Source organism: Roseobacter sp. HKCCD7870, assembly GCF_037830315.1.
GTDB lineage: Bacteria > Pseudomonadota > Alphaproteobacteria > Rhodobacterales > Rhodobacteraceae > M30B80.
In genome coordinates, this window is the sequence record NZ_JBBLYO010000003.1 from 58,569 (window position 1) to 75,152 (window position 16,584).

Sequence of the window (16,584 nt, forward strand, 5' to 3'; positions counted from 1 at the left end):
CGTTACCTGTTCTCGGTCGCATCGTTTCGTTCAGTGCCTTGCAACGCTTCGGCGGGCCCAACGTCTGTTTTTGTTAGCCCACAAAATTCAAGCGCAGCTTCGATATCAGCGGTCGCGAAGTCCGCCCCTGTGATGCCGACCGTATCGAGGCCAGAGTCAATAATAGACCCCCCCACGATGACGGGCGTTATACGAGGAACGCTCTGCTTTATTATTTCCACCAAATCCCTTACGGATGCAAGCGTTCTGCGTCCAGCCGCCGTGACACCTATCATGTCATATTTAAAACGCTTCACCCGCTCGGCAACCTGCCGTGCGTGTTGAGACACGGAAATATGAACATCGTAACCACGCCGTCTAAGCTGATCGGCAACAACAAATACACCGAGCGTATGATGCTCAGGATACGGAACAACCAATAGAATCGTGCCGCGGTTTTTGACAATTTCGCGGCGTTGCTGCGTGGTCAGTCCACGCACTGTTTCCTGCAATCGGGCCGAGCCGATGGAAACCTCGGCAAAGCTCAAACTGTCATTGGCCCATCGGAACCCCATCAAACGGGCGGTCGCGGGAATGACATAGTCAATGGTATCCTCGATGCTGACACCTTCGTGGGCCAGCTTGGTGAGGGCATCGTGACGATGCGCCTCTTCGGGCGAGATGAATGCCTCTGATAAGGTTTCAAGGCGGCGCGCGAGGCCCTTGGGGGTGGGTGCTGATTGACGCGCCAAAACAGAAATCGCGGCCTTGGCCAGCGAAGTAATTTCTGCCGTGCGTTTTTCCGTCCCTTTGCGGGACGTAGCGTCACCGTCTTGGGTCATTCGGCTCCTCACCACCAACAAGACTGAAGAGAAGGCAGTCTTACTGGCCTGTGTTAAAAGATCGGGGCGATCTTTTTCCTTGTATTGGCCGCTATAGTCGCGGCCCGTCATCTGTCTGCCGCGTGTGTTGCACAACCGCTGCCCTGTCTCAAGGGCAGTTGTTTCTCCGGCAAGTGTCTCGCAAACGACCGCATCTGTCAAAGAAAATTGACAATTCCCTTGCGTCAACAAGCGCCAAAGCGCCGATGGGCGCCTTGGATGCAAAAAATATTGGGAAATTAGCGCTCGTGTCACAGGGCCATTGCCCTTGCAAAACTGGCGACTGTCAAGTTCAAGACTGTAAGTTTTAATTGACACTTTACCCCTTTGAGGGCTAGCCTTTCCTTAATTGACAGACTGGAATCAAAGACAAATGCCATCGGATAGTCTGACAGCAAGCCCGTCACGCAAGCTTTACAGCGTGGATGAGCGCGCAAGGCGTGACGCAACCATCTGGACATTGGTTCAGGGGATTCTTGCGCCGATTCAGTTTGTTGTTTTTCTTGTATCGCTTGCGCTGGTCGGACGATTCTTGATCACTGGCGCGGGCTATGACCTCGCCACATATTCCATCATTGCCAAAACGGCGGTGCTTTTGACCATCATGGTGACAGGCGCGATTTGGGAAAAAGTGGTGTTTGGCCAATATCTTTTCGCCCCCGCATTCTTTTGGGAGGATGTGGTCAGCTTTCTCGTGATCGCATTGCATTTAGCCTATGTGGCGGCTTTGATCCAAGGGGTGCCTGCGGTTCAGCAAATGTGGATCGCGCTCGCGGCCTACGCGGCCTATGTAATCAACGCGGCGCAGTTCCTCTATAAGCTGCGCCAAGCACGGCTGGAGGGGGACAGATGAACACCCCTGCACCAATCAAGGCCCAAAGCTGCGCCGATGCGCCCGTTCTAAAAGAGCGCGGACAGCGCGAGGTATTCTGCGGCCTCACGGGCATCATCTGGCTTCACCGTAAAATGCAGGATGCGTTTTTCCTTGTTGTCGGCAGCCGCACCTGCGCGCATCTTTTGCAATCTGCCGCGGGTGTGATGATTTTTGCCGAACCCCGTTTTGGCACAGCAATCCTCGAAGAAACCGATTTGGCGGGTATGGCAGATGCCAATGACGAATTGGATCGCGAGGTTGCACGGCTGTTATCGCGCCGTCCTGATATCAAGCAGCTTTTCCTTGTGGGATCTTGTCCTTCTGAGGTGATCAAGTTGGATCTCGCCCGCGCGGCCGAGCGTCTGACGACCGCCCACGCCCCCCATGTGCGGGTGCTGAATTATTCGGGCAGTGGGATTGAAACCACATTTACCCAAGGCGAGGATGCATGCCTTGCCGCGATGGTGCCTGTTCTGAAGGATAGCCAAGCGCGGGAATTGGTCTTGGTTGGCGCCTTGCCCGATGTGGTCGAAGATCAGGCCATCACGCTTTTATCGGAGATGGGCATTGGCCCGATCCGTGTTTTGCCGTCCTCGCGCGCTGAGGGTGCGCCCGCGATTGGTGAAAATACCGTCTTTGCTTGCCTCCAACCGTTTTTGGGTGACACGACAGCCGCACTTGAGCGGCGCGGCGCGCGGCGGATTACGGCGCCGTTTCCCTTTGGGGAGGAGGGCACAACCCTATGGCTGCGCGCCATAGCCGATGAATTTGGCGTAGATGATGCCACATTTGCCCGTGTTACGGATGCCCCCCGCGCGCGCGCCCGCAAGGCCATTGAGAATGCAAGCGCGGCTTTGCGTGGGAAATCCGTGTTCTTCATGCCCGACAGCCAGTTGGAAATCCCACTCGCGCGCTTCTTGACCCGTGAATGTGGAATGGAGGCCGTTGAGATCGGCGCACCCTATATCCATCGTGGCTTGGTTGGCCCTGATTTGGCGTTGATCCCTGAGGGGCCGCGCATTTCAGAAGGGCAGGATGTTGATGTCCAACTTGACCGCGTGCGCGCTGCGCGACCCGATTTGACGGTTTGCGGTCTGGGTTTGGCAAATCCCCTTGAGGCCGAAGGTCTGAGCACAAAATGGGCGATTGAGCTGGTCTTTACCCCCGTCCATTTCTACGAACAGGCGGGGGATTTGGCAGGGCTCTTTTCACGCCCCTTGCGCCGTCGCGCGATCCTCGAGCAGGGGGCCGCGCGATGAAATTGACCGTCTGGACATATGAAGGCCCACCCCATGTTGGTGCCATGCGTGTCGCGACCGCGATGCGCGGTCTGCATTATGTGCTGCACGCGCCGCAAGGTGATACCTATGCGGATTTGTTATTCACGATGATTGAGCGGCGCGACCACCGCCCGCCTGTCACATATACAACATTTGAGGGGCGCGACTTGGGCGCAGATACCGCGGGTATCTTCCGCGATACCTGCCGCGCGGCCTATGAGCGGTTTGTGCCTAAAGCCATGATTGTGGGGGCCTCTTGCACCGCGGAATTGATCCAAGATGATCCCGGCGGTTTGGCGGAAACCATGGGTCTGCCCATCCCTGTGATCCCATTGGAACTGCCGTCTTATCAGCGCAAAGAAAACTTCGGCACCGATGAGACGTTCTTTCAAATCGTAAAAGCCTTGGCCAAACCCATGCCGCGCAGTGCAGAGGTTTCGGTCAATCTTCTTGGCCCCTTAGCGCTTGGGTTTCGGCATCGAGACGATATTGAAGAAATCAAACATCTTCTGGCACAAATGGGCATTGCCATGAATGTTGTTGCCCCATTTGGTGCAACGCCTGAGGATATCGCGCGATTGGGCGCGGCCCATGCCAATATCCTGATGTATCCAGAACATGCTGAGGCTGCGGCACGGCATCTTGAGCGGGTCTGCGATCAACCTTACACAAAAACTGTGCCGATTGGCGTAGGCGCGACCCATGATTTCGTGAATGAACTGGCCCAAATCTGCGGTGTAGAGCCAAAAATCGACACAACCCGCCTGCGCCAACCTTGGTGGAGCAAGTCAGTCGACAGCACCTATCTGACGGGCAAGCGCGTGTTTCTATTCGGGGATGCGACCCATGTGCACGCCGCCGCCCGCATCGCCCGTGATGAGATGGGGTTCGAGGTGGTTGGGCTTGGCTGCTACAATCGCGAATTTGCCCGCGCCATCCGTGCCTTGGCCAAAGAGTTTGGTCTAGAGGCCCTGATCAGTGACGATTATCTGGCCGTTGAGCAAGCCATTGAAGAAGCCGCGCCCGAGATGATCCTTGGCACGCAGATGGAGCGCCATATCGGCAAACGTTTGGGTATTCCCTGCGCCGTGATCTCGGCCCCGGTTCATGTGCAAGATTTCCCTGCCCGCTATTCGCCCCAGATGGGATGGGAAGGCGCAAATGTCATTTTCGATACATGGATCCACCCGCTTGTGATGGGTCTTGAGGAACATTTGCTGACCATGTTTCGCGAGGATTTCGAATTCCATGATGACGCAGGCGCCAGTCACCACGGGGGTAAGGCTGTGGCCGCCACTGCCCCTACGCCCGAGGTTCACGAGCGCGCACAAGACACGGGTTCCGATGTCATGGTTTGGCTCGCTTGTGCGGAAAAAGAATTGAAGAAAATCCCGTTCTTTGTGCGGGGTAAGGCCAAGCGGAATACCGAAAAATTCGCAGCCGAGCGCGGCATGTCTGAGATCAGCGTAGATACGCTTTATGAGGCGAAGGCCCATTATGCGCGGTGATGGCGATCATATCCCCGGCTATCGCGTGGTCATTGTCACGTTGGATAGCCACGCGGCAGGCCCTGCCGCCCGCGCCAGCGAACGGTTGTCGGGCGAGTTTCCAGGGCTGTCTGTCTCCGTCCATGCCAGTGCCGAATGGGCTGAAAACCCCGCCGCATTGGAAGAGGCGCGTTTGGCTGTGCGCCATGGCGATATCATTGTCGCCAATCTTTTGTTCATTGAGGAACATATCACCGCAATCTTGCCCGACTTGCAGGCCCGCCGTGATGCCTGTGATGCGATGATTGGGGTGATCTCGGCTAAAGAGGTCGTATCGCTGACCCGTATGGGCGAGTTGGATATGCTCAAGCCCGCCTCAGGCGCGATGAAGCTTTTGAAAAAGCTGCGTGGTTCATCCAAACCAAACGCGAATTCTGGGCATAAGCAGATGACCATGTTGCGCCGATTGCCAAAAATTCTGCGCTTTATTCCCGGCAAGGCGCAGGATTTGCGCGCATGGTTTTTGACGATGCAATATTGGTTGGGTGGCTCGGATGATAATGTCGAGCAAATGATCCGCTTCTTGGTGGGTCGCTATTCCAGCCAATCTGATCTTCATGGTGCAGAGGCTGAAGCGCCGATTGATTACCCAGAACTTGGGCTCTATCACCCTGACTTGCCGCATAATGGCATCACCACCGATCTTGCTGATTTGCCCCAGCCTGAAAATCCGATTGCGACAGTCGGCTTGTTGATGATGCGCTCTTACATTCTGGCGTCTGACACCGCCCACTATGATGGCGTGATCCGTCAAATGCAGGCCGCAGGTTTGGCCGTGGTTCCCGCCTTTGCGGGTGGGTTGGATGGCCGTCCTGCAATTTCCGAGTATTTCACGAATGACCGCGTTGATGCGATGGTGTCGTTGACGGGCTTTAGCCTCATTGGTGGCCCCGCCTATAATGACAGCGCGGCGGCGGTTGAGGTGCTGCGCGATCTCGATCTGCCCTATATCGCGGCGCATCCGATTGAATTTCAGACTTTGGGCCAATGGGCCGCATCAGGTGGTGGGCTTGGCCCAGTTGAGACTACGATGCTGGTTGCGCTGCCCGAGATTGATGGCGCGACAAATCCCACTGTTTTTGGTGGTCGCCATGGTGCGGAAGGCTGCCAAGGGTGCAGCCATATGTGCCAAGCCAGTGCCTGTCAAAAGGCGATGGCCCCGTGCCATGAGCGTATCGCGTCATTGGTTGAAAAAACTGCACGTCTGGCGGTTTTGCGGCGTAAGGCGAACCGCGACAAACGGATTTCGGTTGTTCTCTTTGGTTTTCCGCCCAACGCGGGCGCTGTGGGAACCGCGGCCTATCTCAGTGTCTTTGAAAGTCTCTATAACACGCTTTCGACCCTGAAATCCGAAGGCTATCAGGTCGACCTGCCCGCTTCGGTCGATGATCTGCGCGCCGCGGTTCTTAAGGGCAACGCGGCGCAATATGGGCAAGAGGCCAATGTAGCCGATATTGTTGATGCAGACACGATCTTGCGCAACACGCCCCCCTTGGCCGCGATTGAAGCGGCGTGGGGTCCCGCGCCTGGTAAGGTGCAATCAAACGGTCGCGGTGTGTTCATTTTAGGCGCCCATTTCGGCAATGTCTTTGTCGGTGTGCAGCCCACCTTTGGCTATGAAGGTGATCCAATGCGCCTGTTGTTTGAGAGAGGTTTTGCGCCCACCCATGCCTTTGCGCAATTTTATCTTTGGTTGCGCAACACGTTTAAGACAGATGCGATTTTGCATTTTGGCATGCATGGCGCGCTTGAGTTCATGCCTGGAAAACAGGCGGGGCTTGGCGCGCGTGATTGGCCTGATCGTTTAATTGGCGAAGTGCCGAATATTTATCTTTACGCGTCAAATAACCCGTCCGAGGCAACTTTGGCCAAGCGGCGCTCTAATGCCGTTACAGTCACGCATTTGACCCCACCTTTGGCGGCTTCGGGTCTGTATAAGGGCCTGTCCGAGTTAAAAGACAGCCTGTCGCGCTATCGCAGTCTTGCCCCTGATGCGCATGAGCGCGCCGACCTTGCCGCGCTGATTGTGATGCAGGCCGAAGCGGTCGATTTGGATGGCAGTGACCCCGATCATCTGTGGTTGACCCTGCTTGAAACGGAAACGGCGCTGATCCCAGACGGCTTGCATGTTATGGGCCGCCCCATGGGGGATGCGGAGCGGGCGGAACATTTGCGCGTGATGGCCGAAACAGACCCTGAAACGCTGGCTCGGGTCGATCAATTGCTGCAAGAGGATCACGAATTGCCTGCGCTGATGCGCGCCCTATCGGCGCGCTATATCGCGCCTGTTGCAGGTGGCGACCTCATCCGCAGCCTTGATGTTTTGCCAACGGGGCGCAATATTCACGCCTTTGATCCGTTCCGTATGCCCACCGCGTTTGCGATGCAGGACGGTGCGAAACAAGCGCAGCGTTTGCTCGATGCGGCGGGTGATTTACCCCGTTCGGTGGCGATTGTTCTTTGGGGGTCTGATAACATTAAATCTGATGGTGGGCCGATTGCTCAGGCGATGGCGCTCATGGGCGCTGCCCCCCGATTTGATGGATATGGGCGCCTCTGCGGGGCTGATTTGATCCCGCTTGCCGAATTGGGCCGTCCGCGCATTGACGTTGTGATGACGCTGTCGGGTATCTTCCGCGACCTTCTCCCCCTTCAGACACGGATGTTGGCAGAGGCGGCCTACAAGGCCGCAACGGCGGATGAACCTTGCGCAGAAAATTTCATTCGCGCCCATGCCCTCGATTATGCGCAGAAAATGGGCTGCGATATCGAAGACGCTGCCTTGCGCGTGTTCTCAAACGCCGAAGGGGTCTATGGGTCGAATGTCAACGCCTTGGTCGATAGTGGCGCATGGGGTGAAGAGGACGAACTGGCCGATGCCTATGAGGCCCGCAAAAGTTTTGCCTATGGCCGTGACGGGAAAGCCAAGAAAAACGCAAGCCTCCTTCAGGCCGCTTTGGGCGATGTTGATTTGGCCTATCAGAACCTTGAATCGGTCGAATTGGGCGTCACCACGGTTGATCACTATTTCGACACTTTGGGCGGCATTTCGCGTGCTGTTAAACGCGCAAAAGGCTGCGATGCGCCCGTGTTCATCGGCGATCAAACCCGCGGTGCGGGCATCGTGCGCAGCCTGCAAGACCAAGTGGCGCTTGAGACGCGGTCGCGCAGTCTGAACCCGAAATGGTTCGAGGGGATGCTGAAACATGGCCACGAAGGCGTGCGCCAGATTGAAGCGCAAGTGACCAACACGCTTGGGTGGTCGGCGACCACAGGACAGGTCGAACCTTGGGTGTATCAACGCCTGTCCGAAACATTTGTGCTGGATGAAGAGATGCGGCGGCGTTTGTCGGCGCTGAACCCGCAGGCTTCTGTGCGGATGGCAAACCGCCTTCTTGAGGCGTTTGAACGCAATTACTGGCAGCCCGATGATGAAACTTTGGCCGCGCTTCAGGCCAGTGCCGATGAGTTGGAAGACCGACTCGAAGGCCTGGATGTTGCAGCGGAATAGGAGAGACCACAATGCTTGACCATAAAAATCCCCCAGCCGCCCGCGCGAACGCGCGAGAGGCCGAAGGACTGGCCAAGCGGGGCTTGGCCACCCCCCCAATTTTGCGCAAGGGCGAGGATGGGGATGGCTCTGTGCAGGTGCATCAGGATGCAAGCCTGAAGATCGAAGGCGCGCAGGTCTTTGCGGTTTATGGCAAGGGTGGGATTGGCAAATCCACAACCTCCTCAAACCTATCTGCTGCGTTCAGCAAATTGGGCAAGCGTGTTTTGCAAATCGGCTGTGATCCAAAACATGACAGCACATTTACCCTGACGGGGCATTTGCAGCCGACTGTGATTGATATCTTGAAGGATGTCGATTTTCACGCCGAAGAACTGCGCCCCGAGGATTTCGTGACCACGGGTTACAATGGTGTCATGTGTGTCGAGGCGGGCGGCCCTCCCGCTGGCACGGGCTGCGGCGGTTATGTTGTGGGTCAAACAGTGAAACTGCTGAAACAGCACCACATGTTAGACGATACGGATGTCGTCTTGTTTGATGTTCTGGGCGATGTGGTCTGCGGCGGTTTCGCGGCCCCTTTGCAGCACGCAGATCGTGCCTTGATCGTCACAGCGAATGATTTTGACAGTATATATGCGATGAACCGCATCATTGCGGCAGTGCAGGCCAAATCCAAGAATTACAACGTCCGCCTTGCGGGGTGTGTCGCGAACCGCTCGCGCGACACCGATGAGGTGGATCGTTACTGTGCAGAGGTGGGGTTCCGCCGCATTGGCCATATGCCTGATGTGGATGCCATTCGCCGTTCCCGCCTCAAGAAAAAGACATTGTTCGAGATGCCCGATGACGAGGATATCGTGCAATGCCGTGCAGAATATATCCGTTTGGCTGAAACGCTTTGGGCTGGCACAGAACCACTTGCGCCTGAACCCTTGGAGGATCGGCGTATCTTCGAATTGCTAGGGTTTGATTGATGGTCGCAACGCCGACATATGGCGCGACCCGCGCCCGTGTTGAAGAATATTTCGACAGAACCGCTACCAAAACATGGGAGCGGCTGACCTCGGACGCGCCTGTCTCGCGCGTGCGCCAAACTGTGCGCGAAGGGCGTGATCAGATGCGCGCGATAATGCTTGGGCAATTGCCGGAGGATTTGACGGGATTGCGCATTTTGGATGCGGGCTGTGGTGCGGGGCAGATGACCGCTGAACTGGCTGCGCGGGGTGCATATGTAGTCGCGATTGATATCTCGCCCTCTTTGGTTGAAATCGCGAAAAAGCGCCTTCCAGAAACTTTGCAATCTCAGGTCGAGTTCCGCGCAGGCGATATGCTGTCCCCTGATTTGGGCAGCTTTGATCATGTGATCGCGATGGACTCGATGATCTATTACGAGGCGCCAGATTTGGGCGGCGCCTTGGCGCAGCTCTGTCCGCGCGTTTCTGGTAAGGTGGTGTTCACCGTTGCGCCGCGCACAGCGTTTCTAATGGCCTTTTGGGGTTTGGGAAAATTGTTCCCGCGCTCGGATCGCTCGCCTGTGATGATCCCGCACACGGCAAAATATTTGCGTCATCATACGTCACAAACAGGGGCAACAGGCTCAATTTCCGAGGTCGCGCGCGTCTCGCGCGGATTTTATATCTCCTCTTGTTTGGAGTATGTGAAATGAGCGCCTTGTCTCGCATCTCCACAAAATTCTTGCCCTTTGCAGATGCCGCAAGTGACGCGCTGCCTTTGGCACAATTGCTACGCTTTTCCCTGTTTCAGATCTCGGTTGGGATGGCGGGGGTCATGCTTTTGGGCACGCTGAACCGCGTGATGATCGTAGAGCTGTCATTGCCCGCAACATTAGTGGCGATCATGGTCGCCTTGCCTGTGTTGATTGCGCCGTTTCGTGCCTTTTTGGGTCACAAATCGGATCACCACCGCAGCGCGTTGGGGTGGAAGCGGATCCCCTATTTATGGTTTGGCACGCTTTGGCAGTTTGGTGGTCTCGCGATCATGCCCGCAAGCCTGTTGGTTTTGGGTGGTGATGTTGTGCACGAGGTGCCCTTTGCGGGTGAGGTTCTTGCGGGGCTTGCCTTTGTCATGACGGGGTTGGGGATGCATATGACCCAAACCGCAGGGCTTGCTTTGGCTGCCGATCGCGCGACCGAGGACACACGGCCACGGGTCGTGGCGTTGCTCTATGTCATGTATTTGGTGGGCATGGCGATTTCAGCCCTCGTGATTGGCTGGCTGCTGCGCGATTTCTCTGGCTTGACCCTGATCCGTGTCGTGCAAGGCGCGGCTGTTGCGACCTTGGTGCTGAATATGATTGCCCTTTGGAAGCAGGAAAAAGTCCGCCCGATGACCAAGGCAGAGCGGGAAGAGCCTGCGCCAAGTTTTGGCGATGCATGGCGCGATTTTGCGCGTGGCGGCCCTGCGGGCAGGCTTTTGGTTGTGGTGTTCCTTGGCACTATGGCCTTCAACATGCAGGATGTCTTGCTCGAACCTTATGGCGGCGAAATCCTTGGGTTGAGCGTATCGAAAACAACGCTTTTGACCGCGACATGGTCAGCGGGGGCCTTGGTTGGTTTCGCGTTGGCCGCGCGTTGGCTGTCAGATGGCATAAACCCCTATCGGATGGGTGCGCGCGGGATATTGGCGGGGCTTGCCGCGTTTTCCGCTGTGATTTTTGCAAATCCGATGGCGTCTGAATTTATGTTCTTCTTGGGCGCCTGCCTCATTGGTTTTGGCGGCGGCTTGTTTTCAGTTTCAACGCTCACCGCCGCAATGACCATGCCCGCCGAGGGCAGCGCGGGTCGTGGCTTGGCGCTTGGCGCATGGGGCGCGGCTCAGGCAACGGCCGCAGGTTTGTCCATCGCAATCGGGGGCGGCCTGCGTGACACGATTAACCAGATCGCCATCTCTGGCGGCTTGGGCGAGGCGTTGAATAGCCCCGCCACGGGCTATTCGGTCGTCTATCATTTCGAAATTTTGCTTCTGTTTTTCACCCTTGTCGCTTTGGGCCCGCTTGTGCGGACGCAAAGCACATACTCGCGCGGGGAGGCCGGCAAGATCGGGCTCGCCGACCTGCCCACGTAACCGCCGAACCTAGGAGGATAAAATCCATGGAAAATGCATTTTTCGGCAATTTTGATCTGGCCAGCCTGTCTATTTGGCTGTTTTGGGTCTTCTTCGCCCTACTGATTTACTATCTGCAAACTGAAAATATGCGGGAAGGTTATCCGCTGGAAAATGATGATGGCAGCGTTGCCGCCAATCAGGGACCTTTTCCTTTGCCAAAGGAAAAGACATTCAAACTGATGCATGGCCGCGGTGAAGTCACTGTTCCAGGCAAGGATGTGCAAGCGCGTGACAATCTGGCCCTGCGTCAGACCAATGCTGCGAATGGCTATCCGTTTGAGCCCACTGGCGATCCAATGGTTGATGGTGTTGGCCCTGCAAGCTGGGCAAAGCGCCGTGACCTGCCCGAATTGGACGGCCATGGTCATCCAAAAATTGTCCCTATGGGGCAGATGGACGATTACCGCGTTTCAGCGGGTCGTGATCCGCGTGGCCTTACGGTTATCGCGGGGGATGGCGCTGCAGCAGGCACTGTGACCGATATGTGGGTCGATGCGCCCGAGCAATTGGTGCGGTATCTTGAGGTTGAAGTTGCTGATGGAACCGCCCGCTTGGTTCCGATCCAGATGGCCAAGATCAAATCTGACCGCGTTGTCGTCAATTCGATCTTTGCAGAGCAGTTCACCAAAGTCCCTGCCACCAAGTCACCCAATCAAGTGACCTTGCTTGAGGAAGATAAAATTTCAGGCTTCTACGGTGGCGGCACGCTCTACGCCTCCCAAGAGCGGACAGACCCGCTTTTGTAATTTCTTACCACCTCTAAAGGAGGACGACCCATGCCACATGACGACTTTCAGACCGAGCCTGTTCGTGGTTTGCCCGAAAAGCCCCCTGCTGGAGAAGAAATTCTTTGGCAGGGCGCACCCCATTGGTTTGCTCTGGCGAAAGATGCGCTGAGTTTCTGGTGGGTCGTTGGATATTTCCTATTCCTCTTCGCTTGGCGCACCACATCTGGGGCTGCCGTCACCTCATGGGCCGAAAGTGCGATTGCTGCATCCTTCTTCTTGGTGCTTGGCGCGATTGTGGCGGTTCTGCTTTTGGGTGTGGCCTATGTCCAAGCCAAAGCAACGGTTTACACCATCACAAACCGCCGTGTTGCCATGCGGATTGGTGCGGCTTTGACGATGACGTTGAACCTACCCTACCGTCAGGTGGCCAATGCGAATTTGGGATTACGCAAAGATGGGACTGGCACGATTGCCTTGGAATTGATGCCATCCAATGTGCGGTTATCCTATTTGAATACATGGCCCCATGTGCGGCCATGGGTGATGAAAAACACCCAACCTGCGTTGCGTTGCATTCCTGATGCGCAAAACGTGGCTGCGATCCTGTCTGAGGCGGCAGAAACCGTGGTCAGCCAACCCGTTGTCAAACGTGATCCTGCGCCAAGTGGCGCGGTTGCGGCAGAATAAGGGGGATCTGCTTATGGCAATGAGCCCTGAAGATAAACTGGTCGAACGTGACCGCGAAATGGTGCCCAAGGTTCTAGTGCGCGCAATGTTTGTGCTGTGCATGAGCGTTCTTGTCATCGTGACCTATGCCAAGTTGACGGATCGCCCGCTCGCGGCAATGCCCCCATCCGCGGATGAACTGCCTGTTGTGGAAGAGCGGTTGATCCAGATTTTCGGCTCTATGGATGGATCAGCACGCGTGATGGATACCGAAGGCAATGTGATTGTCACCTTGAGCAAAGAGGAAGGTGGCTTTGTCGCGGGGATTTATCGCGTGCTTGAACGCCGCCGCGGCGCTGTTGGCGCATCTGGCAGCGATCCAATCCGTTTGGTTCGGATGGCTGATGGCCGCCTTGCCCTACGCGATGATCTGACGGATTTCCGCACCGAGCTTTATGGCTTTGGCGCGGATAACGAGCGGGTTTTTGCCCGCATCATGGAGGAATGACCCATGGGATGGATGACCAGAACGACCGAAACGGCCCCTTGCGAGGTTGAGGTGAGCCACAAATTCGAAAGCCTGCACGCGCATGTGAAATTCTTGAACGGCGCAACCATTAATCCAGGTGACGAGGTATTGGTGCATGGCGCGCCGGTGATGGCGCCTTATGGCGAAGTGGTGTGTGAAACCCGCACCGCCACGATCACCCGCGCCAGCAAAATCGAACAGCTTTGGACAAAAATGACAGGTGATTTCGAGTTCATGGAGCTGTGCGAATTTAGTTTCTCAGAGGAGGTTTCGCTATGAATGTCCAAGCAAAACATTCCGCAGATGCGACCACCGTTGAAGACGCTTTGGCGGCACGCAATTACGAACAAGCAGTGGTTGATAGTGAAAGCGCAACCGCGCTTGCGATGCAAAACACGCTTTTGACCCCGCGGTTTTACACGACCAATTTTGACGAATTGAATGCGATTGATGTTTCATCAGTCCGCAGCGATTGGGATCAGCTGATTGATCAAATGAAATCCGACCCCAATAAGGGCCATTTCAAGAAAAACGAAGATTGGGATCACATCGATTGGGATGGGATGGAGCCAAAGCTGAAAAAGGAATTCATTGATTTCCTTGTTTCCTCCTGCACGGCCGAATTCTCGGGCTGTGTTCTCTACAAAGAAATGAAACGGCGCGGCAGCAATGAGGACATCACCACATTGTTCCAGTTGATGGCCCGTGATGAAGCCCGCCATGCAGGTTTTATCAATGACGCGCTGCGGGAAGCTGGGATTGCGGTGAATTTGGGCTTTCTGACGCAAGCCAAGAAATACACCTATTTCCAGCCGAAATTCATCTATTACGCGACATATCTGTCCGAAAAGATCGGCTATGCGCGCTATATCACCATCTTCCGTCATCTTGAAGCGCATCCTGAACATCGGTTCCATCCGATTTTCAAATGGTTCAAGGAATGGTGCAATGATGAGTTTAGCCATGGCGAGGCATTCGCGCTGTTGATGAAGACTGACCCCAAGCTGACGCGTGGCGTGAATGTTTTGTGGATCAAATTCTTCCTCACTGCCGTGTTCGCAACGATGTATGTGCGCGACCACCAACGCCCCGCTTTTCACGAGGCTTTGGGTGTAGATACCGATTGGTATGGCCACGAAGTGTTCCGCAAAACCAGTGACATCTCAAAGCAGATTTTCCCAATCACTTTGGACATTGATCATCCCCGTTGGCAGAAAGGTCTGACGGCCTTGCAAGCCGCCAATGCGGATTTGGCCGATGCCAAGGCGCATGGCAAATTCTTCAAGCGAATTGGCGCCAGCATTCGTGCGGGTCTGGCCTTTGTGGCGCTGTATACGATCCCTGCCAAATCTCATGCCGTGCCTGTGAGCACGCGGATGGAGCCTGTCTATTGATCGCGGCTGCGCTGCATAATCCTTGGGTGGCGGCCTTGGTCGCCTTGTTCCTGTGGTGGTTTTCCACAGGGGCAATCCTTTTGGTTGTGCGGCGCGCAGATCAGGCAGGTCGTCAGGCCCGAATTTGGGCCGTTTTGATGAACCTGCCCTTTTTGATCTTGGGGGCGGTTGGGTTCTTGGAATCCCGCTATGACGAGAGCCTAGCAGGGGTTTATGTGGCGTTTTTATCTGCCATCGCGCTTTGGGGGTGGATCGAGCTTGCCTTTTTGACGGGTGTCATCACAGGCCCCAACCGCAACCGCCTGAGGGATGGGGTTCCTGAGTGGGAACGCTTTATCCGCGCATGGGGCACCATTGCTTATCATGAACTTCTGTTGGTGTTCATGATGGTGACGATGATCCTGTTTAGCCTTGATGCGGTGAACCCCTTTGGGATGTGGACATTCGCAATTCTGTTTTTCGCGCGGATCAGCGCCAAGCTGAACCTTTATCTTGGGGTGCGAAAAATCAATGTGGAATTCATTCCCGAACCCCTGAACCATTTGCCAAGTCACTTTCGCACCGCGCGGATGAATTGGCTGTTTCCACTCTCGATCACGGGCCTCAGCTTTGCCGCGGCCTGTTGGATGGAGCGGATTTGGAGCGCGCAAACCATGTCGCAAGAGATTGGTTTCGCTCTATTGGCAGCCCTGACCATGCTCGCTTTGTTAGAGCATTGGTTCATGGTTCTACCCCTTCCCGATGAACGGCTGTGGCGGTGGATGCTTCCGTCTCGCCAAAGCAATGGCCAAGACGGCCCCCAGATCGCTATTTTGCAAAATGAGGACGTGCGATGAATTTTGACAAACTCTTTCAGAGCCAGTTGGACACCCTGAAACAAGAGGGCAATTATCGCGTCTTCGCAGAATTGCAGCGCAAATGTGGAGATTTCCCCCGCGTCCAAAATCACGGCGAAGGTCAAGAAGAAGTCACTGTTTGGTGCTCGAATGACTATTTGGGCATGGGCCAGCACCCCGATGTGATCAAGGCAATGATCGATACAGTCGAGGCCTGCGGCACGGGTGCAGGCGGCACGCGCAATATCTCGGGCAATGCCTATCACCACAAATTGCTCGAGGCGGAATTGGCTGACCTGCACGGTAAGGAAGCGGCCCTTCTGTTCACTTCGGGCTATGTTTCAAATTGGGCCGCCCTGTCGACTTTGGGCAGCCGTCTTCCGAATGCGGTGATTTTGTCGGATGCGTTGAACCACGCCTCCATGATTGAGGGCATCCGTCATGCAAGATGCGAAAAGCGGGTTTGGAAGCACAACGATGTCGCTGATTTGGATCGGCAATTGGCAGAATTGCCCGCCAATGCGACCAAGATTGTCGCGTTTGAATCGGTCTATTCGATGGATGGCGACATTGCGCCGATCCGCGAGATTGTTGAAGTGGCGGAAAAGCACGGCGCGATGACCTATATTGACGAGGTTCACGCGGTCGGCATGTATGGCCCGCGCGGCGGCGGTGTGGCCGAGCGCGAAGGGCTGATGGATCGCATCACCTTGATCGAAGGCACGCTTGGCAAGGCCTATGGTGTGGTTGGTGGTTATATCACGGGCAGCCATGCATTGGTGGATTTCATCCGCAGCTTTGCCAGCGGGTTTATCTTTACAACTGCGCTGCCCCCTGCCGTTGCGGCGGCCGCGCGCGCCTCGATTCATCATCTGAAAAACTCAAGCTATGAGCGCGACATGCAGCAACGCCAAGTTGCCCGTTTGCGCGCCCGTCTTGATGCCGAAGGCATCCCGCATGTCCACAATGCCAGCCACATCATCCCTGTGATGGTGAAAGACCCCGTGAAATGCAAAATGCTGTCGGATATTTTGATGGAACAATTCGGCATTTATGTGCAGCCAATCAATTATCCTACAGTTCCCAAAGGCACCGAGCGCCTGCGCTTTACCCCTGGCCCTTTGCACACGGATGAGGACATCGAATATCTCGTTTTGGCCCTGAAAACACTCTGGAAACAATGCGCTGTTTCGCATGCAGTCGCGTAGATGTGACAAGTTTTCTGTAAATTGC

General features: G+C 55.6%; 15 protein-coding genes. 14 read left to right on the forward strand and 1 reads right to left on the reverse strand.

The genetic code is table 11. The features are described 5' to 3' along the window. Nucleotides 1–2 precede the first annotated feature (2 nt). A complete protein-coding gene (locus AAC637_RS11685; protein ID WP_340303732.1) occupies nucleotides 3–821 on the reverse strand; it encodes a cobalamin B12-binding domain-containing protein in 819 nt (272 codons plus the stop codon). A 412-nt stretch (nucleotides 822–1,233) separates the two neighbouring features. Here AAC637_RS11685 and bchF point away from each other — a divergent pair, with 412 nt between their 5' ends. Genes bchF through hemA form a run of 14 tightly spaced genes read left to right on the forward strand, consistent with a single transcriptional unit; the run spans nucleotide 1,234 to nucleotide 16,559 of the window. Then, the gene (bchF, locus tag AAC637_RS11690) at nucleotides 1,234–1,713 is read left to right on the forward strand and encodes a 2-vinyl bacteriochlorophyllide hydratase (protein ID WP_340303733.1); all 480 of its coding nucleotides are present in this window, start codon (nucleotides 1,234–1,236) and stop codon (nucleotides 1,711–1,713) included. Then, entirely contained in the window at nucleotides 1,710–2,993 is a 1,284-nt protein-coding gene (locus tag AAC637_RS11695) for a ferredoxin:protochlorophyllide reductase (ATP-dependent) subunit N (protein WP_340303734.1), read from the forward strand. The genes bchF and AAC637_RS11695 overlap by 4 nt, the downstream gene beginning before the upstream one ends. Then, nucleotides 2,990–4,522: a ferredoxin:protochlorophyllide reductase (ATP-dependent) subunit B gene (bchB, locus tag AAC637_RS11700; RefSeq protein WP_340303735.1), complete on the forward strand. Its 1,533-nt coding sequence runs from the start codon at nucleotides 2,990–2,992 to the stop codon at nucleotides 4,520–4,522. Before AAC637_RS11695 ends, bchB begins: the two co-directional genes overlap by 4 nt. Beyond that, nucleotides 4,512–8,072, forward strand: a complete 3,561-nt coding sequence (locus AAC637_RS11705; RefSeq protein ID WP_340303736.1) for a magnesium chelatase subunit H — start codon at nucleotides 4,512–4,514, stop codon at nucleotides 8,070–8,072. The genes bchB and AAC637_RS11705 overlap by 11 nt, the downstream gene beginning before the upstream one ends. Before the next feature lie 11 nt (nucleotides 8,073–8,083). Beyond that, on the forward strand, nucleotides 8,084–9,046 hold the full coding sequence (bchL, locus tag AAC637_RS11710) for a ferredoxin:protochlorophyllide reductase (ATP-dependent) iron-sulfur ATP-binding protein (protein ID WP_340303737.1): 963 nt from the start codon (nucleotides 8,084–8,086) through the stop codon (nucleotides 9,044–9,046). Next, the gene (gene bchM / locus AAC637_RS11715; RefSeq protein ID WP_340303738.1) at nucleotides 9,046–9,738 is read left to right on the forward strand and encodes a magnesium protoporphyrin IX methyltransferase; all 693 of its coding nucleotides are present in this window, start codon (nucleotides 9,046–9,048) and stop codon (nucleotides 9,736–9,738) included. The genes bchL and bchM overlap by 1 nt, the downstream gene beginning before the upstream one ends. Further along, complete coding sequence (locus tag AAC637_RS11720; RefSeq protein WP_340303739.1) at nucleotides 9,735–11,156, forward strand: PucC family protein; 1,422 nt, start codon at nucleotides 9,735–9,737, stop codon at nucleotides 11,154–11,156. The genes bchM and AAC637_RS11720 overlap by 4 nt, the downstream gene beginning before the upstream one ends. A gap of 26 nt (nucleotides 11,157–11,182) precedes the next feature. Then, nucleotides 11,183–11,944 carry a photosynthetic reaction center subunit H gene (puhA, locus tag AAC637_RS11725; protein WP_340303740.1) on the forward strand — a complete coding sequence of 254 codons (762 nt, stop codon included), beginning with the start codon at nucleotides 11,183–11,185 and terminating at the stop codon, nucleotides 11,942–11,944. Between the two features lie 30 nt (nucleotides 11,945–11,974). After that, entirely contained in the window at nucleotides 11,975–12,613 is a 639-nt protein-coding gene (gene puhB, locus AAC637_RS11730; RefSeq protein WP_340303741.1) for a photosynthetic complex putative assembly protein PuhB, read from the forward strand. A gap of 13 nt (nucleotides 12,614–12,626) precedes the next feature. Next, on the forward strand, nucleotides 12,627–13,100 hold the full coding sequence (gene puhC, locus AAC637_RS11735; RefSeq protein WP_340243912.1) for a photosynthetic complex assembly protein PuhC: 474 nt from the start codon (nucleotides 12,627–12,629) through the stop codon (nucleotides 13,098–13,100). A 3-nt stretch (nucleotides 13,101–13,103) separates the two neighbouring features. Then, a complete protein-coding gene (locus AAC637_RS11740) occupies nucleotides 13,104–13,400 on the forward strand; it encodes a hypothetical protein (RefSeq protein WP_317657116.1) in 297 nt (98 codons plus the stop codon). Further along, nucleotides 13,397–14,515 carry a magnesium-protoporphyrin IX monomethyl ester (oxidative) cyclase gene (gene acsF / locus AAC637_RS11745; protein WP_340303742.1) on the forward strand — a complete coding sequence of 373 codons (1,119 nt, stop codon included), beginning with the start codon at nucleotides 13,397–13,399 and terminating at the stop codon, nucleotides 14,513–14,515. Before AAC637_RS11740 ends, acsF begins: the two co-directional genes overlap by 4 nt. Next, nucleotides 14,512–15,351 carry a putative photosynthetic complex assembly protein PuhE gene (gene puhE / locus AAC637_RS11750; RefSeq protein ID WP_317657118.1) on the forward strand — a complete coding sequence of 280 codons (840 nt, stop codon included), beginning with the start codon at nucleotides 14,512–14,514 and terminating at the stop codon, nucleotides 15,349–15,351. Before acsF ends, puhE begins: the two co-directional genes overlap by 4 nt. Next, entirely contained in the window at nucleotides 15,348–16,559 is a 1,212-nt protein-coding gene (gene hemA, locus AAC637_RS11755; RefSeq protein WP_340303743.1) for a 5-aminolevulinate synthase, read from the forward strand. Before puhE ends, hemA begins: the two co-directional genes overlap by 4 nt. The last annotated feature ends 25 nt before the right edge of the window (nucleotides 16,560–16,584 follow it).

Excerpts from the sequence above, each read along its gene's own strand:
- AAC637_RS11685 (WP_340303732.1), bottom strand. The coding sequence starts at position 821 with ATGACCCAAGACGGTGACGCTACGTCCCGCAAAGGGACGGAAAAACGC.
- bchF (WP_340303733.1), top strand. The coding sequence starts at position 1,234 with ATGCCATCGGATAGTCTGACAGCAAGCCCGTCACGCAAGCTTTACAGC.
- AAC637_RS11695 (WP_340303734.1), top strand. The coding sequence starts at position 1,710 with ATGAACACCCCTGCACCAATCAAGGCCCAAAGCTGCGCCGATGCGCCC.
- bchB (WP_340303735.1), top strand. The coding sequence starts at position 2,990 with ATGAAATTGACCGTCTGGACATATGAAGGCCCACCCCATGTTGGTGCC.
- AAC637_RS11705 (WP_340303736.1), top strand. The coding sequence starts at position 4,512 with ATGCGCGGTGATGGCGATCATATCCCCGGCTATCGCGTGGTCATTGTC.
- bchL (WP_340303737.1), top strand. The coding sequence starts at position 8,084 with ATGCTTGACCATAAAAATCCCCCAGCCGCCCGCGCGAACGCGCGAGAG.
- bchM (WP_340303738.1), top strand. The coding sequence starts at position 9,046 with ATGGTCGCAACGCCGACATATGGCGCGACCCGCGCCCGTGTTGAAGAA.
- AAC637_RS11720 (WP_340303739.1), top strand. The coding sequence starts at position 9,735 with ATGAGCGCCTTGTCTCGCATCTCCACAAAATTCTTGCCCTTTGCAGAT.
- puhA (WP_340303740.1), top strand. The coding sequence starts at position 11,183 with ATGGAAAATGCATTTTTCGGCAATTTTGATCTGGCCAGCCTGTCTATT.
- puhB (WP_340303741.1), top strand. The coding sequence starts at position 11,975 with ATGCCACATGACGACTTTCAGACCGAGCCTGTTCGTGGTTTGCCCGAA.
- puhC (WP_340243912.1), top strand. The coding sequence starts at position 12,627 with ATGGCAATGAGCCCTGAAGATAAACTGGTCGAACGTGACCGCGAAATG.
- AAC637_RS11740 (WP_317657116.1), top strand. The coding sequence starts at position 13,104 with ATGGGATGGATGACCAGAACGACCGAAACGGCCCCTTGCGAGGTTGAG.
- acsF (WP_340303742.1), top strand. The coding sequence starts at position 13,397 with ATGAATGTCCAAGCAAAACATTCCGCAGATGCGACCACCGTTGAAGAC.
- hemA (WP_340303743.1), top strand. The coding sequence starts at position 15,348 with ATGAATTTTGACAAACTCTTTCAGAGCCAGTTGGACACCCTGAAACAA.